The organism is Rhizobium sp. CB2179 (genome assembly GCF_057653455.1).
In genome coordinates this window covers 3,420,595-3,439,921 of the sequence record NZ_CM172781.1, presented here as the reverse complement: position 1 = coordinate 3,439,921, position 19,327 = coordinate 3,420,595, and the positions used below count along the sequence as shown (strand labels likewise).

Below are 19,327 nucleotides of genomic sequence, written 5' to 3'. Positions count from 1 at the left end.
TCATGCAAGGGGCATGCCTGCCTGTTCCCGTGGTCCGTTCCTGCGCCCCCTTATTGGTTTTGTCGAGCGCCGGAAAATCGCCAGTTGCCTTTGTTTTACATCTGACGGATAATTTGACCGATTGGTAAACATTACAACTTCCACCGCCGGGCTCAAGACGAAAATCACGAAAATCGCCGATAAAAATGAGGGTAGTTGCTCAAGGAAGCGGCGAGGGTCGTCCCCAACCAAAACTTGAGCGAAGAAGTTGAATTTCAAGGGGAAACGACAGCCTGTGACCATACCGAGAGCAGCGAAAACCCTGAGGCGGACGCGAATCCAGGAAGAGAAGGAAGAGCAGATCCTGGAAGCCGCGCTCGATGTGTTTTCGGCAAGCGGCTTTCGCGGTTCGACCATCGACCAGATTGCCGAAGTGGCCGGCATGTCGAAACCCAACCTGCTCTATTATTTCCGCACCAAGGAAGCGATGCACCGGGCGCTGATCGACCGGGTGCTCTACACCTGGCTGGAGCCGCTGCGGGCCTTTAACGCCGAGGGCAATCCGGAGGCGGAAATCCGCAGCTACATCCGCCGCAAGCTGGAGATGGCACGCGATTTTCCCCGCGAGAGCCGGCTTTTCGCCAACGAGGTGCTGCAGGGCGCGCCGCATATCGAGGACGAGCTGAAGGGACCGCTGAAGGAATTGGTCGACGAGAAGGCGGAGGTCATCCGCACCTGGGCGAAATCAGGCAAGATCGTCAAATGCGATCCCTATCACCTGATCTTCTCCATCTGGTCGACGACGCAGCATTACGCGGATTTCGACGTCCAGGTGCGCGCGGTGCTGGGGCAGGAACATTCGGGCGAAGGGCGTTTCGAGGATGCGGCGCGGTTTCTGGAACAGCTCTTCATCGGCGGGCTGCGACCGGATCCTCTCGGAGGGTGAGGGTTCTACCCGCTCCTGCGAAGCTGCACCCGGGCAAGAATATCCGTCACGCCTTCCATCGTATAAGGCTTCTGCAGCACGGGTGCATCCGAGTGGCTGTTTGCCTGGGCGATGCCTTCCCCATACCCCGTGGCAAAAACGAAGGGCACGCCATCAGCTGCCAGCCGGTCGGCAATCCCGAAACTCGTCTCATCGCCAAGATTGACATCGAGAAGCGCCAGATCGAAGGACTGGCCGGCCAGGATTTCCATCGCCTCAGTGACACTTGGCGCCGTTGCGACGTCGGCGCCCAGGCGGCGCAGGATATCCTCGCCATCCATGGCGATGATCAGATTGTTTTCCACCAGCAGCACGTTCAGGCCGGAAAGCGGCTGATCGTCGGGAATCGTGTTGCGTCCGGTTGCTCCGACCGGAGGCGGATTTGACCGTTCGCTCGTCGGGCCGACGACATGTCGCGCCGGAATGCAGAAATCGGCCTCGAGCCCATCCCTGAGGTAGCGGACCTCGGCCTTGCCGCCGAGGTCATAGGGGATCGAGCGGCGGATGATGGTCGAACCGAAGCCATGGCGTTTGGGTTCGACGACGGGCGGGCCATGCTTTTCGCGCCAGCCGATGCGTAGATTACCCTCGTCGTCGCGGTGCCAGCCAAGTTGGACCGTGCCGCTGCCGGTGCCGGAAAGGCTGCCATATTTGGCGCTGTTGGTCATCAGCTCGTGGAAGACAAGGGCGGCGGTGGAAAAGGCGTGCGGTTCCAGCAGTACATCCTCGCCGCCCATCTGGATGCGTTGCGCATTTTTCCCGAGATAGGCGGCGGTCTCTGCCAGCAGCAATTGCCGGAGCGAAGCAGGCGCCCAGTGATCGCGGGTGATCTGGTCATGGGCGCGGGCGAGTGACTGGATGCGGCCCTCGAGCTGGCGGATGTAGTCGCCAAGGCCGACCGACGTTGCCTGCGACTGGCGGATGATACCGGTGATAAGGCTCAATATGTTGCGGACGCGGTGGTTCAGCTCGGCAATCAGCAGTTCCTGGCGCTCGTTTGCCGTCTGGCGCGCCATACTGACCTCGTCGGTGAGGCGCAACACCACCTCGATCAATGTGACGCGGATCGTTTCGGCGACACGGCGCTCGGCCTCGGTGAAGGGAAGGGAGCGGCCGCGCACCAGTTCCGACCAGGCTTCGAAACTCTTGCGCGGCGTCAGCCGCGGGCCATTCGGACCGTATTCCACCGGCTTGTGCGGATCGCCGCCCCAGCGAACTGTGCGCACCAATTCCTGACGGAAAAGCACGACATAATCGCGCGGCGAACGCGAGATCGGAATGGCGAGCATGCCTGCTACAGCATCGTCGACCTCAAGATCCGGATAGGTTTCCGCGAGCCTGTCCACGGCATAGACGCGGCCGGCGGCGTTGCGGTTGAGGTGGCGGACGAGGGCTGCGAAGCCTCTCTCATTCGGCCCGTTGCCGGCAAGTGCCAGCCGGCCGTTGATCCAGACGCCGATCCCGTCGGCAGGAATGGCGTCGGCGAGCGCCTCGATCAGCCAGGCCGGATCGTCGAGCAGGCTCGCATTGTCTGCGACGGAGGTGAGAAGCCGGTCGGCAATGCGGCGCGCCTTGGTCTCGTAGTCGAGAGCCAGTCGCCGTTCGCGGCTTTCAAGGCGCGACGCAAACATCTGGCCGAAGAGTTCGGCAGTGGAGCGGCTTTGGGCCGAAGGCAGACGCGGGCCGTAATGATGGCAGGCAAACAGGCCCCAGAGCCTACCGTCGACAACGATCGATATGGAGAGCGAAGCGCCAACGCCCATGTTTTTCAAATATTCGATGTGGATCGGCGAGACCGAACGCAAGACCGACATGGAGAGGTCAAGCGGCCGGCCGTGCTCATCGAGCGGCGGCAGGATCGGGACCGGGACGGCGTCGACATCAGCAATGATACGGAACAGGTTGCGCTGATAAAGCGCCCGCGCCTGTACCGGAATGTCGGAAGCCGGATAGTGCAGCCCGAGGAACGATCCGATGCCGGCCCGGGCGGCTTCCGCCACGACTTCGCCGGAACCGCTTTCGTCGAAACGATAGACCATGACCCGATCGAAACCGGTAAGCGCCCGCGCTTGTCTTGCACCCTCACGGAAGAAAGCTTCCAGTGTTTCCGTGTGGTCGAGGCGGGACATCATGCTGCGCATCGAGAGCGACGCGGCGTCGTGCCTGTCTTCCTGGCAGCGCTCGCCTTCGATGATGACCTCACCGCCGTTCAGGTGCACGGCAAGGTCGAACCTGTTTTGATCGTGCATCCGGGCAATGCCGAAAATGCGCTCGACGACGTCGGAACCACGCAGCGTGGTAAGCTTGTTGCGGATTGTGTGGAGTGCTTCGGGTGTAATCACAGAGAGAACGGGACGGCCGATCGCGTTGGCCTCTGTCACTCCGAGAAACTCCGCTAGGTTTGCGGAGGCGCGCATGACAATCCAGTCTGAGGACACCGCCAACAGAAAGCCGAAGGGCTGGACCGAGCCGAGCTGGTGGATCGGCTCACGGTCGCAATTGGTAAGATCGACGGGTTCGTGCTTGCCGCTCATGGGACGGCTTCCAGTTCGGCTTGCCCGGCATTGAGGAAGAGCTTAAAGACATCGCGGGCGGCGGCGACAGCCGCATCGGGATCCTCCACCTTGCTCGCTTCAAGACGATCCATAAAAAGCCGCATGGCGCCCTTCGGGCCTTGCGGGCTCAGATAGCTGTTGGGCAAGTGGTCGGGCACGGCCTTGGCAAGCAGCGCGCCGCCGAGCTTGGAGCCTTCAAGAACATAGGCGGCACCCCAGACCGCTGCTTCGCAGCGCAATACCGGTTGCGGAAGCAGCACCGGCAATCGATCATCGAGTTCCCGGATGTCGGCAGCCAATAGATGCGCGCGCCTTCGGTCCGGCCAGTCCGGCAGCAGACGGCCGATTCCTCGATTCTCAAGCGCATGTTCGACTGATGGTACGACCCGGGCATGCGCGCGCAAGAAAGCCTTGTAATCCTGGATGCGTGAGAGGTCGAAACTGCCGAAGAGAGTGTCCACCGCGGTGTGGCAATCTGCAGTTTGTGCGCGGAGGGCGCTGCGAAGTGACATGCTGGCGTTTTTCCGAGTGATATGGCGGCCGCCCACAACGGACGGTGAATGAGCGGATATACTGCGGTATCGCGTTATTTCCAGAGAAAGCCGAAGAATAACATGGGTTTCTCGTCGCTCGCAGGCGCGGCGAGCGCTTCAGCCCATCATTGCCGGCAGTCTGGCGGCGAGCGTATCGATCGCGAGCCGCACCTTCGGCAGCATGACCGGGGAGCGCAGCCACACGGCATGGGCATCGAAGACATTGGCCGGTTCCTGCTTCAATACCTGAATGAGCCGGCCTGCCAGCACCTCCTCGCGGACCAGCCAGCATGGCAGCCAGGCAAGACCGCGCCCAGCGACGGCCGCATCGGAAATCGAAGCGAGGTCGTCGAGCCGCAGTCGCGCCTTTGGCGCCAGCCGCCGCCCGGGATCGGCCGCAGTCGGAAATATCCAACCCTTGTCGTCATCGCCCCGCCTGTAGACGATGCCTTCATGCCGCGGAATATCGAAGACTGTCTGCGGCGCGCCATGTTTTTCCAGATAGGCGGGCGATGCGCAGACGGTCATGCGCTGGCGGGCGATCGCCCGGGCCATCAGATCCGGATTGTCCTTCAACGGCCCGTTGCGAATGACAAGATCGAAGCCGTCTTCGAGCAGGTCGACGATACGGTCGTTGAAGGAAAGGTCGAGTTCGAGGTTCGGATGTTCATCGAGCAGGCGTGCGAGGGTCGGCGCGATGCAGTGGCGGCCGAAAAGCACGGGCATCGAGATGCGCAGCCGGCCGCGCACGTCACGCCGGCCGGATTCCAGCATGGCTTCCCCGAGGCGGATTTCCTCGACCGCCCGCAGGCAGCGCTCGTAGAAGAAGCGGCCTTCCTCGGTAAGGCTCTGCATGCGTGTCGTGCGGTTGAAGAGGCGCACGCCGAGACGCTGCTCCAGACGTGCGATCGTCTTGCCGACCGCCGAACGCGTGAGATGGAGCCGCTCGGCGGCAGCCGAAAAGCCACCTGCCTCGACGGCTTCGACAAAGATCGAGATACCCTTCAGCCGTTCCATTTGTTTCCTCTTTGGAACCATTCTGGAGAATTAATATCGCAACTGGTGCGAAATATTCAACGATATCCTTGTCCTCCCTGCAATGAACAAGGAGCAAGACAATGCAGACGACACGGCAATGGCAGATCGACGCGGTTGGACCGGAGCGCCAGCTGACGATCGGCGAGCGGAGGCTCGAACCGGTTTCGGGAAACAGGGTTCTGGTCCGGACGGAAGCCGTCTCGCTCAATTTCCGCGACCGGCTGGTGCTGGAGAGCGGCATGGGGTTGCCGCTGCAATTTCCCTTCGTGCCTGCTTCCGATATGGCGGGGGTCGTCGAGGCAGTCGGACCCGAGGTCAGCCGTTTCAAGCCGGGCGATCGTGTCATCTCGACGTTTTCGCCCGACTGGATCGACGGACGCGGCTTGGGCGATGCGCGCACGCCACCCTACAAGACACGCGGCGGCTTTTATCCCGGCGTCCTCTCCCAATATACCGTGCTGTCGGAGGAGTGGTATTCACGCGCGCCTGATACGCTCGATGCGGCGCAGGCGAGCACCTTACCCTGCGCCGGACTGACTGCCTGGTTCGCCCTGATCGAACGCGGCGGTCTGAAGGCCGGCGACAAGGTGCTGGTGCAAGGCACCGGCGGTGTGGCGCTCTTCGGTCTGCAGATCGCCAAGGCGCATGGTGCGGAGGTGTTCATCACATCAGGCAGCGCCGAGAAGCTCGAGCGCGCCGTTGCCCTTGGCGCCGATCACGCGATCAACCGCCATGAGGGCGACTGGGTTGAGCAACTCTATCAGTTGACCGGCGGCTATGGCGCCGATCACGTGCTCGAGATCGTCGGCGGCCCGCATCTCGGCCAGGCGCTGAAGGCGGTGGCGATCAATGGCCGCATTTCCGTGATCGGCGTGCTCGAGGGTTTCGAGGTTTCCGGCCCGGCCGGCCCGCTGCTGCTCAAGGCGCCGGTTGTGCAGGGCATATCCGTCGGCCATCGCCGTGCGCTGGAAGACCTCGTGCGGGCAATCGACCAGACCGGGCTGAAGCCTGTGATCGACAAGCGTTATGCCTTCAACGAATTCCCTGAGGCGCTCGATCATCTCTATCGCGGGCCCTTCGGCAAGGTGGTCGTCGAGTTCTGACGGCGGCGAATTCCCGTCTCCCCGCCGTATAATTGTAAGGGGGAGACGGGAGGCCGATCAGGCGGCAGCGGGGACGCCCTGTTCGAAGGCGAAGCCTTCATCGGCCCAGCCGGTCATGCCGCCGATCAACAGCTTGGCCTGGAGGCCAAGACTGGCGAGGCGGAAGGCAGCCTTGTCGGCGCCGTTGCAATGCGGGCCGGCGCAATAGACGACGAACAGCGTATCGCTTGCCCATGTCGACATGCGGTGTGCCGTCATCTTGCCGTGCGGCAGGTTGATCGCTCCTGGAATATGGGATTCTGCGAAGAGCTGCGGCGAGCGCACATCGAGGAGAACGAAATCGACTTTGCCGGCCGCAAAGGCGGCATGCACGTCGGAGCAATCGGTTTCGAAGGCAAGCTTGGCGGCAAAGTGAGCGACAGCGGCATCCGGAGCTGCAGCAGGTATTTGGGAAACGGGGCTTAGCATCGGTCTTCCTTTTTCTGAAGTTGCCGCCTGGTATCGCCGATGCTAGAGCTTTACGAAATTGGCCATCATGACCGACAGCGTAAAGATCATGCCAAACTCATCGCCGCAGCAGACAAAAGGACCGCTGGTCGCCGCGCTTGCCTATGACGGGCTCTGCACCTTCGAATTCGGCATCGCCTACGAGGTCTTCGGCCTGCCACGCCCTGAGATGGGCGAAGGTTGGTATCGCTTCTCGGTCTGCGGTATCGAACCGGGTCCGCTTCGCGCAGCGGGAGGGCTGACGGTCGCAGTCGACAACGGACTGGAAGTGCTTGATGAGGCGGACCTGATTGTCGTGCCCGGCTGGCGGGCAATCGATGCGCCGGTGCCGGAACCTCTCGCCGCAGCGCTCAGGGCAGCGCATCAGCGCGGCGCGCGCGTCATGTCGCTCTGCTCGGGTGTTGCGGTTCTTGCCGGATCGGGGCTGCTTGCCAACCGCAGGGCGACGACACATTGGCGTTATGTCGCCTCGATCGCCGCGCGCTATCCCGATATCGCAGTCGATGCCGACGTTCTCTACATGGACGAGGGCAGCCTGCTGACGGCGGCGGGCAGTGCTGCCGGCATCGATCTCTGCCTGCATGTGGTGCGCGGCGACTTCGGTTCGGAGGCCGCAAACAGCGTCGCCCGCCGCCTCGTCGTGCCGCCGCACCGCGAAGGCGGACAGGCGCAGTTCATTCACGCGCCGGTTCCCGAGGAACGCGAGGGCATCCGCCTCGGGCCGCTGATCGAATGGATGCGCGAAAGCTTTTCCGAGGACCAGCCGATCAGCCTGCTTGCGAAAAGAGCCGGCATGAGCATGCGCACCTTCCAGCGGCGCTTCGAAGCGACGACGGGCCTCAGCGTCGGCGAATGGCTGCTGAAGGAGAGGCTGCGCCATGCTCGCGATCTGCTGGAGAAGGAACTTGCTGTTTCGCTCGATGACATCGCCGCCGCCAGCGGCTTTGGAACACTGGCGACGATGCGGCATCATTTCCGCAGGCGGCTCGGGACGAGCCCGAGCGCCTATCGGAAGTCATTCGGTGATTAGGCTGACTTGGCGCTTCGAACGTTGCCGGCAGAATGCAACGCCGCGGATCGATCTTCTCCGCGGCGTTGCGAATTCTTACTCCGCCGCCTGCCGGGCCATCGGGTTGTTCGGGTGCGTGGTCCAGTTGGCATAGTTCGGATCGACCACGCGGCCGGTGCGCTTGTCGAGGGCGCCGGCGGGAAGCTGCTCCATGGTGATGCAGTTCTCGACCGGGCAGACGCTGACGCAGAGATTGCAGCCGACGCACTCCTCGTCCACCACCTCGAAATGGCGAGCGCCATCGACGAAGTTGGTGATCGCCTGGTGCGAGGTATCCTCGCAGGCGATGTAGCAGCGGCCGCATTTGATGCAGGCGTCCTGGTCGATCTTCGCCTTGGCGATGTAGTTGAGGTTGAGATATTGCCAGTCGGTGACGTTGGGCACGGCGCGGCCGGTAATGTCGTCGAGGCTGCGGTGGCCCTTTTCGTCCATCCAGTCGGAGAGGCCAGTGATCATCTCCTGGACGATCTTGAAGCCGTAGGTCATCGCCGCCGTGCAGACCTGGACGTTGCCGGAGCCGAGCACGAGGAATTCGGCCGCGTCGCGCCAGGTGGTGATGCCGCCGATGCCCGAGATCGGCAGGCCGTAGGTTTCCGGATCGCGGGCGATCTCGGCCACCATGTTGAGCGCGATCGGCTTTACCGCCGGGCCGCAATAACCGCCATGGCTGCCCTTGCCGCCGACCGTCGGGTTGGGGGCGAAGTTGTCGAGATCGACGGAGACGATCGAATTCATCGTGTTGATCAGCGAGACGGCATCGGTGCCGCCGGCCTTGGCGGCGCGGGCGGGGCGGCGGATATCGCTAATGTTGGGCGTCAGCTTGGTGATGACGGGCATGCGGGTGTACTGCTTGCACCAGCGCACGACCATCTCGATATACTCAGGCACCTGGCCGACCGCCGAGCCCATGCCGCGCTCCGACATGCCGTGCGGACAGCCGAAATTGAGCTCGATACCGTCGGCGCCGGTCTCTTCGACCAAGGGCAGGATCGCCTTCCAGGCCTCTTCCTCGCAGGGTACCATGATCGAGGCGATCAGCGCCCGGTCCGGCCAGTTCATCTTCACCTGCTTCATCTCTCGCAGGTTGGTGTAGAGGTCGCGGTCGGTGATGAGCTCGATGTTGTTCAGACCGAGCAGGCGGCGGTCGGCGCCCCAGATCGCACCGTAGCGCGGGCCGTTGACGTTGACGACGGGTGGGCCTTCCTCGCCGAGTGTCTTCCAGACCACGCCGCCCCAGCCGGCCTTGAAGGCGCGCTCGACATTGTAGGCCTTGTCGGTCGGCGGCGCAGACGCCAGCCAGAACGGGTTGGGGGACTTGATGCCGACGAAATTATTGCGGAGATCAGCCATTGTTCATTCTCCCCTTCAAGCGACCGCGACAGCCGGAGCGGCTGCTGCGGTGAGGGCACGATGGATGGATTCAGCCGCATCGCGGCCATGGGCGACGGCGGAAACCGTGAGATCGTCGCCGCCGAAGACGCAGTCGCCGCCGGCCCAGACGCCGTCGAGCGAGGTATGGCCTTCGCCATCGACAGCGATGCGGCCGGATTCCATGCGCAGCGAACCGAGACCAGAAGCGTCAAAGCTCTGACCGATCGCCTTGAAAATCTGGTCGGCGGCAATCACACCGGTTTCGCCGGTGCCGACCAGGCGGCCTTCGACAATCCTTGTATATTCCACCTCGATAGCGGCGACTTTGCCGTCCTGCGACAGGATCGATTTCGGCGCCAGCCAGTGGCGGATGATGACGCCCTTGGAGCTTGCCAGATCCTGCTCGAATTCCGACGCGTTCATGTGTTCCTTGCCACGGCGGTAACAGATCGTCACCTCCTCGGCGCCGAGCAGCTTTGCCTGCACGGCAGCGTCGATCGCCGTCATGCCGCCGCCAAGGACGACGACGCGGCGGCCGATGGCGATGTCGCTCTTGTCTTCGGCCTGGCGGAGGGCGGCGATGAAATCGACGGCGTCGTCGACGCCTGCAAGGTTCTCGCCCTCGATGCGTAGCGCGTTGACGCCGGCAAGGCCGATACCGAGGAAGACGCCGTCATATTGCGCCTGCAGATCGGAAAGCGAGAAGTCGCGGCCGAGACGCTCACCGTGCCGGACCTCGATGCCGCCGATCGCGAGGACGTAGTCGACTTCCTTCTGGGCGAAATCGTCGACCGTCTTGTAGGTGGCGATGCCGTATTCGTTGAGGCCACCGGACTTTTCCCTGGCATCATAGATGACGACGGAATAACCGTTTACGGCCAGTCGATGGGCAGCGGCAAGGCCGGCCGGGCCGGCGCCGACAACGGCGATCGTCTTTCCGGTCGGTTCGGCCCTGGCATAGAACTGCCGGCCGGCCTGCATGGCGGCATCGGTCGCATAACGCTGCAGGCGGCCGATCTCGACCGGCCGCTCTTCAGCCGTGTTGCGCACACAGGCCTGTTCGCAGAGTTCTTCGGTGGGACAGACGCGGGCGCACATGCCGCCGAGGATGTTCTGGTCGAAGATCGTCTTTGCCGAGCCGATCGGATTGCCGGTCGAAATCTGGCGGATGAACAGCGGAATGTCGATCGAGGTGGGACAGGCCGTCATGCATGGCGCGTCGTAACAGAAATAACAGCGGTCAGCGGCGACCAGCGCCTCATGATTGTCGAGGCGCGGATGAAGATCGGAAAAATTAGCCTCATACTCGGTGGGCGAAAGCCGGCCGGCATGAATCCCCGTTTCCAGTCGTTCCATTGAAGTTCCCTCATTATTGGTAAACGGCCTGTGAGAGAAAGCGTAACTCAGGTTTAAAAATTTATCAAACGGTAAAATTTTGACGATTTTGTCTTGCTGTCTCGCAAGTAATCCACTGTTTTTGCTGGAAGAAATTAATCGCTCTATATCAGTGAAACGGCTGAGCGCGCGATGCAGGAAGGGCATCCGAAAAAAGATTCAAAAAAGTCGAATTTTTTTCGGATGGCAGGGAACCAAAGTTTGATGTCGTCGTTATTGCGATATCCGGATGGTGATCGCATCGACCCAACATGCGCGCCCCCAACCCACTATCCGGACGTACTCACGGTCCCCTCCCGGTGAGTGAAGACAGCCGGTGCGCCGCCCTCGCACCGGCTGTTTTTCCGTTTTTGGCTGTCTCCAAGGCTTTCACACTCGCTTGAAGATCTCGAATTCAGTTTCCGGAATGGTCAGACGATATTCGATGCGGCCGGGAACGAGGTTCAACTCCGCCTTGCCGTTGACCGAAGAAGGCACGACACGCTCCAGCACGGTGCGGCCGAAGCTGTTGTCGCTGAATTCGTGGACTTCCGACTGATCATGCAGCACTTCCGCCCAGGCGACTTCGATCGCTTTCCTGTCGTTGATCATGGCTTCGCGGCAATTCAGCGTGATGGACGCGGCGCCGCCTGATATCGCGCCAAAGGAGGCGGAGTTGACGATGAGTTCGTGGAGGGCGAGCCCGAGATGCACGGCGGCATTCGGCGTCAGATGAGCGTTGATCCCGTAGATCGGCATGGAGCCGGCCGTCTCCGGCCAATAGGGGGCAAACTGCTTTTCGGCGAGTTCGAAGAGATAGGCGCCACGCCAGCTCGAATCCGTGATCAGGTCCTGCGAGTTGGAAAGCGATTGCAGCCGTCCGCGGAACTTGAGGAGGAAGCTGTCGAGAGAGAGCGTGTTGCGCGCCGTCTGCGTGGCAATGCCCTGGATGATGGCGAGGAGGTTCTTCGAGCGGTGTGAGAGTTCGCGCAGCAGCGACTTCAGAACTTTTTCGCGATGCCGGCTTTCGGTGACTTCAGCCATGACGGACAAAAGTCCATATGCGCCGCGTTCGCCGGTGCGCTGGATCTTCAGTTCATAAGTGCGCCTTTCGCCGTCAACGTCGATCTCGACTTCGGCATTGTTGGGGATGCCGGTTTCCAGCACCTTGTGTTTCAGCGCTGTCAGATATCGCCCATGGGCGTCGCCGAAAAGGGCGGCGTCGCTGCTGCCGGGCGTAAAGAGTGCTGCAAAATGCGGCGGCAGATTTTCGGCGTAGAAAATCGACAGTCGGGCGTCCTGGCAGAGGATCGAAATCCCGGCGCTGCCGAGCGCGCGTTCCATCATTGCGGCTTTGCCTTCGAAGGTAAAAGGCATGCCGGACAATGGTTCAGTCGTATTCACTCGGCCGCCTTTCCTTGTGACATCTTGAACGTCGCTGAAGGGAGCGCCCTTACAGACACCGCCTGCCAACTCTAGAACAAAGCGCTGCAAAAAACCGTTAAAGCCACCGGAGCGTCCCGGTAGCACCGGAACGCCTGCTTTGGCGATTTGGTTCCGAAGGCCGGAAAATTGCGTCTCAGGCGGCTACTCTGGTCGATTCATTGAAGAAAAGAGCCTGGCTGATCAGTGCCTTGACCATGTCGGGATTGAACGGCTTGGTGACCAGGAAAGTCGGTTCCGGGCGCTCGCCGGTCAGAAGCCGTTCCGGGAAAGCGGTGATGAAGATCACCGGCACGCTCGACGTCTTGAGGATGTCGTTGACTGCGTCGATACCGGAGCTGCCATCGGCAAGCTGGATGTCGGCCAGCACCATGCTCGGCTTGGTCTTGTTGTAAAGCGCCACGGCCTCGGCATGCGTACGGGCAATGCCGGTGACGCGATGGCCGAGGCTCTCGACCATCTGCTCGATATCCATGGCGATCAGCGGTTCGTCTTCGATGATCATGATATCGGTTGCGACCTGACGGGAAATCTCCTGCGACGCGACGTCGAGCAGATGCATGACATCCTGTTCCTCGGTCTCCAGAATTTCGGCGATTTCGGCGACGCGGAAATTTTCCACGGAGGCGAGCAGGAAGGCCTGACGGGCGCGCGGCGAAACCTTGGAAAGGTTCAGCGTGGCGCGTTGCTCCCAGGCATAGGGCGAGGTCGGCTCTGGAATCTGGACTGCGGTGGAACCAAACAGTTGCGTGAACAGTTTGTAGAGTGCGACCCGGTCATTCGCCGTATCCGGAAAAATCGACAGATCGGCGATGATGGCTTCGAGAACGGCGGCGACATAAGCGTCGCCCGAAGTCTGAGTGCCGGTAAGGGCGCGGGAATAGCGGCGCAGATAAGGAAGGTGCGGCGCAATCCGAGTAGAAAGTGTCATTAATGGGCTCCTGCATACAGGCCGGCATTGGCTTCAATGAGCGGTTAACGCCGCCTTGATAAAAAAGTTCCGGAAGGGGAGGAACTTTTTTCGTCGCGCCGCATTATTCCAGCCGACGAAGAAAGGGCGTAGCGTTTTGACCCATGCAACGGCAAATGCCAGCGACATCGACAATGGAACGTTCGATGTCGATGGTTGAAATCGTGTTTGATCCCATCCACGCCCCTCGAACAGACAACCGGCGAGAAGACGAATTGATGACTACACGCAAGAAAGAAGCAGCCGATCAGCGAAAGCTGGAGCTGCGGGCAAGCGACATCCTGGACCCGAACAACCAGATCGGCGTCAGGCTGCGGTCGCTCTATTCGGCCGCACAGGATGAGGCGATTCCCGATCGTTTTCTCGACCTTCTCGAAAAGCTCGACCATGCTGAAATGATGGCTTCTGCCAAGATGGCCGAATAGGATCGCCGCATGGAAGACAAATCGCAACCCAGCTTCAAGCGGGAACTGCTGGCGGCACTCCCAAGCCTTCGCGCCTTCGCGATCTCGCTCATCGGGCGGCACGACCGTGCCGACGATCTCGTCCAGGACACCATCATGAAAGCCTGGGCCAAGCAGGATCATTTCGAGATGGGCACCAATATGAAGGCCTGGCTCTTTACGATCCTGCGCAACGAACTCTACAGCCAGATGCGCAAGAGCGGCCGCGAAGTGCAGGACAGCGACGGGCTGTTTACCGAATCGATGGCGATGCACCCCTCGCAATATGGTGCGCTCGATCTGCAGGACTTCAAGAAGGCGCTCGACCAGCTGCCGCCGGATCAACGCGAGGCAATCATCCTCGTCGGCGCCTCGGGTTTTTCCTACGAGGAGGCGGCCGAAATCTGCGGCTGCGCCGTGGGCACCATCAAGAGCCGCGTCAACCGGGCCCGCCAGCGGCTGCAGGAGTTGCTGCAGATCTCAGGCGAGGCTGATTTTGGCCCCGACGCCACCTCGGCGCCGCTGACGTCGAAGGCTTTCGCGTTCTGACAAGAGTCATATTTGGGAGGAAAGCCGGTTGCCCTTCGGGGCGCCGGCTTTTTTGCGTTTTTCGGTTATGCCATTGATATAATTGTGTGTATTCGCCCCTCATCCGGCTGCCGCCACCTTCTCCCCGCGAGCGGGCGAAGGAACATGTCGCACCCTCACCGTTCCCACCTCGCTCTCGCAGGGCACGTCCCCTCTCCCCGTTTTTACGGGGAGAGAGTTAGGGTGAGGGGCAGCCGCTTGCTGCGCGTCTCCTCAATCAATCCTCGCGCTTTGACCCTACCAGATTGGCCGCGACGATTGCCGCCAGAACACCGGCGGTCAGGAGCGGCTGGGCGCGGATAAGACCGAGCCCGACCGTTGCCAGCGATTCGAGCGACGCACGGCGTTCACGGGCGCGGCGTGCTTCCCGGGCGTTGATGATCGACATCGCCACCAAGGCGATGATGGCGATCAGCAGCGCGCAGGCGGCCAGGAAGAGAGCAGCGCCGACCGGGCCGTAGATGCCGGCGAGCCAGATAGCGCCGGCGGTGACGGCCAGCGCGTAGGCGGTGAGGAGGAAGAGCACGGCAAGCGCAATGAAGATGCCATTGCGCTTGGCGCGCGCAACGGTCCGGTGCACGCTTGCGCCCGTCAGCAGGCTGAGGATCGGTAAGAGCATCGCGCTTCCTCAGCGCCGGGCGAGGAAGGCGATGGCAAGGCCGAAAGCGGCCGCAGCGCCGATGGTTGCCAGCGGATGCTTGCGCACGGTCTCGCGCATTTCCGTCGTTCCACGCTCATAGCCGTGCTGCAATTCGCGCAGCAGATCCTCGCTGCGGCCGAGCAGTTCCTCATAGCCGGCACCAGCCTGGCTGCGGATTTTTTCGCCCTGATGGCGTGAGCTCTTGCCGACGAGGCGCGTCAGTTCGGCGAGTTCGCCGCGCAGCGCCTCGATCTGCTCCTCGATGCCGGATTCCAAATTGTGGAAGGTGCCGTTGCGGCGGCTGCGGCCGGACTGGAAGATAGAATAGCTCATGGCTGTCTCCATTGGCTGGGGCGCGCACAAGCCCGCCTGTTTCGCACGAGGGTCACCACCGTCCGTTGCATGAATGATATCGCCCGGCATTGACCCAGATCATGCCGGAAACGTGCCGGGCGATCAAAAGTTCCGCTCGCGCGGTGCTCAGGGGCGGGAAACGGCGCTATGGGCGAGTACGAAGGGCGTGCCATCTGATGGTACCTGGTTGATCCGCAGCGCGCAGCCGAACACCGAGAGCATCGTTTCGTTCGTCAGCACTTCGCCTATGCTGCCGGCAGCGGCGAGACGGCCGGATTTCATCAGCACGATGCGGTCGGCAAAGAGCGCCGTCAGGTTGAGATCGTGCATGACGGCGATGACACCGCCGCCGCGTTCGCAGAAATTGCGGGCGAGCGTCATGATGGTCAGCTGGTGGCTGATGTCGAGGCTCGAGACCGGCTCGTCGAGCAGCAGCCAGCAGGGCTTGCCGTCGACGATGGGCTCGGCGATCTGGCAGAGCACGCGGGCAAGCTGCACGCGCTGCTGCTCGCCGCCGGAGAGTTCCTGATAGAAACGGCCTTCGAAGCCGGTCAAGTCGACGGAGGCAAGCGCTGCCGTCGCCGTCTGCTCGGCCTTGTCGGGACGCAGGTTGAGGCCTGACGTCAGGCCCATGCGGACGATCTCGCGCACGGTGAAGGGAAAGGAGATGGTGCTTGCCTGCGGCAGTACCCCACGAATGGCGGCAAGCTGCCAGGGTTTCAGCGCCTGTACTTCGTCGTCGCCGATGCGCACCGAGCCGCCATAGGCAAGTTCGCCGGAGATGGCTTTCATCGTCGTCGTCTTGCCGGAGCCGTTCGGCCCGGCAATCGCCGTCAGTTCGCCGGCCTTTGCCGCAAAAGTCACGTCGCTGATGATGGTTTTGCCGGAAAGGCGCACGGAGACGCCGGAAACTTCGATCATCTCAATGTCACTCACGGGGGTCACTCACGACATCACTCACAGGGCAAGGCGCGAACGCTGCCTCAGCAGGATCCACAGGAAGAACGGCCCGCCGACCGCCGCCGTGATGATGCCGATCGGCAGCTCGGCCGGGGCGACCAGGGTGCGCGCCAAGACATCTGCGAAGATCAGCAGGGAGCCGCCGAGAAGAGCTGCGGCCGGCAGCAGGAAACGATGGTCGGGGCCGATCGCCATGCGCAGGATATGCGGCACGACGATCCCGACGAAACCGATGCCGCCGCTGACGGCGACGGACGCGCCGGTCGCCGCAGCGACACCGACGATCGCGACATTCTTCAGCCGCTGCACCGGCACGCCCATATGAAAGGCGGCCGCCTCACCGAGCGTGATGGCATTGAGGCCGCGGGCCATGAAGGGCAGGGCGGTAAAGGACAACAGGATGATCGGGCTGGCGGCGGCGATCTTCGTCCACGTGGCGCCGGCAAGCGAGCCCATGCTCCAGAAGGTCAGGTCGCGCAGCTGCTGGTCGTTGGCCATGTAGATCAGCAGTCCCGTGATGGCGAGGGCGAGCGCGCCGAGCGCGATGCCGGCAAGCAGCATCGTCGCCACCGAGGTCTGTCCGTGACGGGTGGCGATCCTGTAGAGCAGCAGCGTCGTGACGAGGCCGCCGCCGAAAGCGGCTGTCGGCAGAGCGTAGATGCCGAGAAGCGCCTCGATCGGCGCTGCGAGACCGCCACCGAGGACGATCATGGCAACCGCGCCAAAACTTGCGCCGGAGGAGACGCCGACGAGGCCGGGATCGGCCAGCGGATTGCGGAACAGGCCTTGCATCACCGTGCCGGAAACGGCCAGCGACGCGCCGATCAGGAAACCGAGGATCGCCCTTGGCAGGCGGATATCGAAGATGATGATCCGGTCACGCGTGCTGAGCGCCGTCTCGGAACCGGCCATGTTGCTGATGACGTCGAGGATCGAGGCATCCGAGGCGCCTGTCGTCACCGAAAACAGCATCGAAAAGACCGAGCCGACGACGAGCAGCGCGATCGCCAGCAAGGCGAGCCGCGTCCTGTCGCCCGCCTGCCTGATTTCGCGGATGTCCGCCATCGTGAATCGTCGCCTTTGTTCCATCATGGCTTGCGGCAGGGCCATGATCAGCCCCCGTAGATCGCCGTGTTGAGCTCGCGCGCGGCGGCTGCGGTGCGCGGGCCGAAGCCGAGCAGGTAGACGCCATCCATTCGGATGATCGCTTTTTTCTCGCCTGCCGGCGTCAGCGCGATCGCCGGCTGAGCCAGCAGGTCCTCGTTCTTGGTGCCGGCGCCGTCGCCGCGATTCATCATCAGGATGATGTCGGGCTTGGCTTCGATGATCGCCTCGTCCGTCAACGGCTTGTAGCCCGGGAATGCGCCGACTGCGTTGATGGCGCCGGCGAGCTTGACGATGCCATCGGCGGCCGTGCCGGTGCCCGATGCCATAATCCGGCCGTTCTGGGCGCTGAGGATGAAGAGAACGCGCTTGCGCTCGGCCTCCGGGCGCTTTTCGGCATCGGCGATCGCCGCGTCGAGATCGGCCGCGACCTTTTCTTCAAGCGCCTTCGCCTTGTCGGGCACGCCCAGCAGCGTGCCGACACGGTCGATCTTGGCGATGATGCCGTCGCGGGTAAAGGCGCTCGGCACGGACTCGAAGGGCACGCTGGCATTTTTCAGCACGGAGAGCGCCTCCTGCGGGCCCGAACCTTCGACGGCGATGATCGCCGTCGGGTTCATGGCGAGGATGCCTTCCGGCGAGAGCGCGCGCATGTAACCGACATTGGGCAGCTTCAGCGCCGCCTCCGGATAGATGCTCGTCGTGTCGCGGGCGATCAGCCGGTTTTCTTCGCCGAGCGCATAGACGATCTCGGTGATGTCGCCACCGACAGAAACCAGGCGCGACGTGTCGAGCTTCTTTTCTTCGGCGTGGGCGGCGCGGACGAAGGCAAAGCCGTCGACCGCCCGCGCCGTCGGGATTAGCGGCAGCGCCATGACGGCCGCCGTCAGGGCCAGTTCCCAAGGGCGGATCCGGCGCAGATTGTTACGCGTCGTCATCGTTGCGATCCTTATGCGGCCACGCTTGCTGCCCGCGGCAGGTTTTCGATGATCTCGCGCCACTCCGCGCGTTCGTCGGAACCTTCCTGCCGCTTGCCGAAGAACTGGATGATCATCTCGCCTTCGGCATTGTAGGCCTCCAGCGAGGTGACGTGGCCGTCGGTGGTCGGCTTGCGTACGGCCCAGGTCTCGGCGATGTGATCCTGGCGCAGATGCAGGTGAAAGGTCGGGTCCATGATATTGATCCACGGACCCATCGGCTGCACGTTGAAGATCGGGCCGGAATGGATCTGGACGATGCCGTTATTGGCGACGAAGCACATGATCGGCAGGCCGGATTTCACCGAGGCATGCATCATGTCTGCCGTCGCGCTGTTGTCGAGCTTCCAGGCATAGTCGTCGCCGACGGTGCGCACGGCCGCCTGGCGGCCGATCTTCAGGCGCTTCAGCATGCCGAAGAACTCATGCGTATCGGTGAGCTTGCTCCAGTTGTCGCGCAGTTCGTCGCGGTTGACGTCGGCGGTTTCATCGACGGCGTTCGAGGTCTCAGCCTCGACAAATTCCTGCGACTGTTCTTCCAGCTTCAACTCGGCGACGATCGCGTGATAGGCCTCGACATTCGAGCTCGGGCGCAGGTGCACCTTGTGCACCGCGTTGCCCGCCTTATCGAAATATTGCAGGCTGAGGCGCTCCTGGTCACCATCCTTCTTGGATACGGCGAAACCATGCTCCCAGCGGCTCGGGAAGATGCGCAGATCGATATTCTCGCCGAGAACGATCGCGGCCTGCGCGCCGCTCTTGATGTTTTCGAAGACACCGATCTTCTCGTGAACGGCACTTTCGTTGCGCGACAGCGCCATGACTTCGCCGAGGCCGGCCACGCGCTCGAGAAGCTTCAGCGCACTGCCATCGATTCGGGTCACGCTGATGCCTGTTTCGGCGGCGACGAGGGCTGCCTCGGAAATCTTCAGCTGGGCGGCGATATCACGCTCGCGCATCTTCGGATTGTCAGCGCGAAACGCACGGATTTCGGCTGGCGCCGGTCTTGTCTGTTCGGTCATATCCTACCCTACTTATTGAGAATGAGCTTGCCCTGACGGGTGATCTTCAGGCGATAGACCAAGCCGTCATGTCTTATCATGATCTCGTTCGTGCCGCGGAAAAGATCCGCGCTTTCGACGATCCGGTGCTGCGCCGCAGGCTCGCTCTGCAGCGGCACGTGCTTAAAGTTATCTGGCTTTTCAACCATCATTTCGGTTGGCAATTCCATAAGGCCGGTGATCAGGGGTCCCCGGTTGTGATGACAATTATCTTGACTTTCTTACTCATAGTTTTTTAAAGACGCAATAGGAGACAAATGCAGTCAAGTTTTT

The 19,327-nt window shown here is 62.1% G+C and carries 20 protein-coding genes; 5 read left to right on the top strand and 15 right to left on the bottom strand.

Annotation, left to right across the window (positions count from 1 at the left end; genetic code table 11):
* The first annotated feature begins 247 nt into the window (after positions 1 to 247).
* A complete protein-coding gene (locus tag AC244Q_RS17205) occupies positions 248 to 925 on the top strand; it encodes a TetR family transcriptional regulator C-terminal domain-containing protein (protein WP_128406848.1) in 678 nt (225 codons plus the stop codon).
* A gap of 5 nt (positions 926 to 930) precedes the next feature.
* Here AC244Q_RS17205 and AC244Q_RS17200 read toward each other — a convergent pair whose 3' ends face one another.
* The 3 genes from AC244Q_RS17200 to AC244Q_RS17190 form a co-directional block, all read right to left on the bottom strand.
* Positions 931 to 3,498: an HWE histidine kinase domain-containing protein gene (locus tag AC244Q_RS17200; protein ID WP_128406847.1), complete on the bottom strand. Its 2,568-nt coding sequence runs from the start codon at positions 3,496 to 3,498 to the stop codon at positions 931 to 933.
* A complete protein-coding gene (locus AC244Q_RS17195) occupies positions 3,495 to 4,031 on the bottom strand; it encodes a biliverdin-producing heme oxygenase (protein WP_113546100.1) in 537 nt (178 codons plus the stop codon). The genes AC244Q_RS17200 and AC244Q_RS17195 overlap by 4 nt, the downstream gene beginning before the upstream one ends.
* 138 nt (positions 4,032 to 4,169) lie before the next feature.
* Positions 4,170 to 5,069 carry a LysR family transcriptional regulator gene (locus AC244Q_RS17190; RefSeq protein ID WP_113546099.1) on the bottom strand — a complete coding sequence of 300 codons (900 nt, stop codon included), beginning with the start codon at positions 5,067 to 5,069 and terminating at the stop codon, positions 4,170 to 4,172.
* 101 nt (positions 5,070 to 5,170) lie between these two features.
* On the opposite strand from AC244Q_RS17190, the gene AC244Q_RS17185 reads away from it, so the two are divergent.
* Positions 5,171 to 6,193 carry a zinc-dependent alcohol dehydrogenase family protein gene (locus AC244Q_RS17185; protein WP_128406846.1) on the top strand — a complete coding sequence of 341 codons (1,023 nt, stop codon included), beginning with the start codon at positions 5,171 to 5,173 and terminating at the stop codon, positions 6,191 to 6,193.
* A gap of 57 nt (positions 6,194 to 6,250) precedes the next feature.
* Here AC244Q_RS17185 and AC244Q_RS17180 read toward each other — a convergent pair whose 3' ends face one another.
* Positions 6,251 to 6,661, bottom strand: coding sequence for a rhodanese-like domain-containing protein (locus AC244Q_RS17180; protein WP_012758663.1), 411 nt, complete (start codon positions 6,659 to 6,661; stop codon positions 6,251 to 6,253).
* A gap of 67 nt (positions 6,662 to 6,728) precedes the next feature.
* On the opposite strand from AC244Q_RS17180, the gene ftrA reads away from it, so the two are divergent.
* On the top strand, positions 6,729 to 7,730 hold the full coding sequence (ftrA, locus tag AC244Q_RS17175) for a transcriptional regulator FtrA (protein WP_128406845.1): 1,002 nt from the start codon (positions 6,729 to 6,731) through the stop codon (positions 7,728 to 7,730).
* 75 nt (positions 7,731 to 7,805) lie between these two features.
* Here ftrA and preA read toward each other — a convergent pair whose 3' ends face one another.
* The 4 genes from preA to AC244Q_RS17155 all read right to left on the bottom strand — a co-directional run bounded on the left by preA (position 7,806) and on the right by AC244Q_RS17155 (position 12,888).
* On the bottom strand, positions 7,806 to 9,119 hold the full coding sequence (gene preA, locus AC244Q_RS17170) for an NAD-dependent dihydropyrimidine dehydrogenase subunit PreA (protein WP_128406844.1): 1,314 nt from the start codon (positions 9,117 to 9,119) through the stop codon (positions 7,806 to 7,808).
* A 15-nt stretch (positions 9,120 to 9,134) separates the two neighbouring features.
* Positions 9,135 to 10,496 carry an NAD(P)-dependent oxidoreductase gene (locus tag AC244Q_RS17165; protein WP_017994950.1) on the bottom strand — a complete coding sequence of 454 codons (1,362 nt, stop codon included), beginning with the start codon at positions 10,494 to 10,496 and terminating at the stop codon, positions 9,135 to 9,137.
* Between the two features lie 408 nt (positions 10,497 to 10,904).
* Entirely contained in the window at positions 10,905 to 11,900 is a 996-nt protein-coding gene (locus AC244Q_RS17160) for a sensor histidine kinase (protein ID WP_017994949.1), read from the bottom strand.
* Between the two features lie 193 nt (positions 11,901 to 12,093).
* The gene (locus AC244Q_RS17155) at positions 12,094 to 12,888 is read right to left on the bottom strand and encodes a response regulator (protein ID WP_003542253.1); all 795 of its coding nucleotides are present in this window, start codon (positions 12,886 to 12,888) and stop codon (positions 12,094 to 12,096) included.
* A gap of 257 nt (positions 12,889 to 13,145) precedes the next feature.
* Between AC244Q_RS17155 and AC244Q_RS17150 the strand changes: the two genes are divergently transcribed.
* Both AC244Q_RS17150 and AC244Q_RS17145 read left to right on the top strand, forming a co-directional pair.
* The gene (locus tag AC244Q_RS17150) at positions 13,146 to 13,352 is read left to right on the top strand and encodes a NepR family anti-sigma factor (RefSeq protein WP_003542250.1); all 207 of its coding nucleotides are present in this window, start codon (positions 13,146 to 13,148) and stop codon (positions 13,350 to 13,352) included.
* A gap of 9 nt (positions 13,353 to 13,361) precedes the next feature.
* The gene (locus tag AC244Q_RS17145) at positions 13,362 to 13,919 is read left to right on the top strand and encodes an RNA polymerase sigma factor (protein ID WP_003542247.1); all 558 of its coding nucleotides are present in this window, start codon (positions 13,362 to 13,364) and stop codon (positions 13,917 to 13,919) included.
* A 256-nt stretch (positions 13,920 to 14,175) separates the two neighbouring features.
* On the opposite strand, the gene AC244Q_RS17140 is transcribed toward AC244Q_RS17145, so the two are convergent.
* The 7 genes from AC244Q_RS17140 to hemP all read right to left on the bottom strand — a co-directional run bounded on the left by AC244Q_RS17140 (position 14,176) and on the right by hemP (position 19,206).
* Positions 14,176 to 14,577: a hypothetical protein gene (locus tag AC244Q_RS17140; RefSeq protein ID WP_012758655.1), complete on the bottom strand. Its 402-nt coding sequence runs from the start codon at positions 14,575 to 14,577 to the stop codon at positions 14,176 to 14,178.
* Positions 14,578 to 14,586: 9 nt separating this feature from the next.
* Positions 14,587 to 14,931, bottom strand: a complete 345-nt coding sequence (locus tag AC244Q_RS17135; protein WP_012758654.1) for a DUF883 family protein — start codon at positions 14,929 to 14,931, stop codon at positions 14,587 to 14,589.
* A gap of 147 nt (positions 14,932 to 15,078) precedes the next feature.
* Positions 15,079 to 15,873, bottom strand: coding sequence for a heme ABC transporter ATP-binding protein (locus AC244Q_RS17130; protein WP_113546096.1), 795 nt, complete (start codon positions 15,871 to 15,873; stop codon positions 15,079 to 15,081).
* A gap of 36 nt (positions 15,874 to 15,909) precedes the next feature.
* Positions 15,910 to 17,022 carry a FecCD family ABC transporter permease gene (locus AC244Q_RS17125; protein WP_128406843.1) on the bottom strand — a complete coding sequence of 371 codons (1,113 nt, stop codon included), beginning with the start codon at positions 17,020 to 17,022 and terminating at the stop codon, positions 15,910 to 15,912.
* Positions 17,023 to 17,024: 2 nt separating this feature from the next.
* On the bottom strand, positions 17,025 to 17,954 hold the full coding sequence (locus tag AC244Q_RS17120) for a heme/hemin ABC transporter substrate-binding protein (RefSeq protein ID WP_012758651.1): 930 nt from the start codon (positions 17,952 to 17,954) through the stop codon (positions 17,025 to 17,027).
* 11 nt (positions 17,955 to 17,965) lie between these two features.
* Entirely contained in the window at positions 17,966 to 19,015 is a 1,050-nt protein-coding gene (locus AC244Q_RS17115; RefSeq protein WP_128406842.1) for a hemin-degrading factor, read from the bottom strand.
* 8 nt (positions 19,016 to 19,023) lie between these two features.
* Entirely contained in the window at positions 19,024 to 19,206 is a 183-nt protein-coding gene (gene hemP, locus AC244Q_RS17110) for a hemin uptake protein HemP (protein WP_012758649.1), read from the bottom strand.
* Between the last annotated feature and the right edge of the window lie 121 nt (positions 19,207 to 19,327).

Excerpts from the sequence above, each read along its gene's own strand:
- AC244Q_RS17200 (WP_128406847.1), bottom strand. The coding sequence starts at position 3,498 with ATGAGCGGCAAGCACGAACCCGTCGATCTTACCAATTGCGACCGTGAG.
- AC244Q_RS17195 (WP_113546100.1), bottom strand. The coding sequence starts at position 4,031 with ATGTCACTTCGCAGCGCCCTCCGCGCACAAACTGCAGATTGCCACACC.
- AC244Q_RS17190 (WP_113546099.1), bottom strand. The coding sequence starts at position 5,069 with ATGGAACGGCTGAAGGGTATCTCGATCTTTGTCGAAGCCGTCGAGGCA.
- AC244Q_RS17185 (WP_128406846.1), top strand. The coding sequence starts at position 5,171 with ATGCAGACGACACGGCAATGGCAGATCGACGCGGTTGGACCGGAGCGC.
- AC244Q_RS17180 (WP_012758663.1), bottom strand. The coding sequence starts at position 6,661 with ATGCTAAGCCCCGTTTCCCAAATACCTGCTGCAGCTCCGGATGCCGCT.
- ftrA (WP_128406845.1), top strand. The coding sequence starts at position 6,729 with ATGACCGACAGCGTAAAGATCATGCCAAACTCATCGCCGCAGCAGACA.
- preA (WP_128406844.1), bottom strand. The coding sequence starts at position 9,119 with ATGGCTGATCTCCGCAATAATTTCGTCGGCATCAAGTCCCCCAACCCG.
- AC244Q_RS17165 (WP_017994950.1), bottom strand. The coding sequence starts at position 10,496 with ATGGAACGACTGGAAACGGGGATTCATGCCGGCCGGCTTTCGCCCACC.
- AC244Q_RS17155 (WP_003542253.1), bottom strand. The coding sequence starts at position 12,888 with ATGACACTTTCTACTCGGATTGCGCCGCACCTTCCTTATCTGCGCCGC.
- AC244Q_RS17150 (WP_003542250.1), top strand. The coding sequence starts at position 13,146 with ATGACTACACGCAAGAAAGAAGCAGCCGATCAGCGAAAGCTGGAGCTG.
- AC244Q_RS17145 (WP_003542247.1), top strand. The coding sequence starts at position 13,362 with ATGGAAGACAAATCGCAACCCAGCTTCAAGCGGGAACTGCTGGCGGCA.
- AC244Q_RS17140 (WP_012758655.1), bottom strand. The coding sequence starts at position 14,577 with ATGCTCTTACCGATCCTCAGCCTGCTGACGGGCGCAAGCGTGCACCGG.
- AC244Q_RS17135 (WP_012758654.1), bottom strand. The coding sequence starts at position 14,931 with ATGAGCTATTCTATCTTCCAGTCCGGCCGCAGCCGCCGCAACGGCACC.
- AC244Q_RS17130 (WP_113546096.1), bottom strand. The coding sequence starts at position 15,873 with ATGATCGAAGTTTCCGGCGTCTCCGTGCGCCTTTCCGGCAAAACCATC.
- AC244Q_RS17125 (WP_128406843.1), bottom strand. The coding sequence starts at position 17,022 with ATGGCCCTGCCGCAAGCCATGATGGAACAAAGGCGACGATTCACGATG.
- AC244Q_RS17120 (WP_012758651.1), bottom strand. The coding sequence starts at position 17,954 with ATGACGACGCGTAACAATCTGCGCCGGATCCGCCCTTGGGAACTGGCC.
- AC244Q_RS17115 (WP_128406842.1), bottom strand. The coding sequence starts at position 19,015 with ATGACCGAACAGACAAGACCGGCGCCAGCCGAAATCCGTGCGTTTCGC.
- hemP (WP_012758649.1), bottom strand. The coding sequence starts at position 19,206 with ATGATGGTTGAAAAGCCAGATAACTTTAAGCACGTGCCGCTGCAGAGC.